Here is a 294-nt window from a genome sequence, read left to right as displayed (position 1 = left end):
AACGCTGGTGAAAGTAAAAGATGCTGAAGATCAGTTGGGTGCACGAGTGGGTTACATCGAACTGGATCTCAACAGCGGTAAGATCCTTGAGAGTTTTCGCCCCGAAGAACGTTTTCCAATGATGAGCACTTTTAAAGTTCTGCTATGTGGCGCGGTATTATCCCGTATTGACGCCGGGCAAGAGCAACTCGGTCGCCGCATACACTATTCTCAGAATGACTTGGTTGAGTACTCACCAGTCACAGAAAAGCATCTTACGGATGGCATGACAGTAAGAGAATTATGCAGTGCTGC

1 protein-coding gene is annotated in these 294 nt (G+C 47.3%); it reads left to right on the top strand.

Annotated features, from left to right (window positions below; all coding sequences use genetic code 11):
* A partial coding sequence (locus SB771_RS34025; protein WP_410721919.1) for a serine hydrolase occupies positions 1 to 294 on the top strand: 294 nt, incomplete at both ends.

The sequence above is a fragment of the Burkholderia sp. SIMBA_051 genome, from assembly GCF_046534915.1.
Lineage (GTDB): Bacteria > Pseudomonadota > Gammaproteobacteria > Burkholderiales > Burkholderiaceae > Burkholderia > Burkholderia ambifaria.
This window is presented reverse-complemented; position numbering and strand designations above follow the sequence as displayed.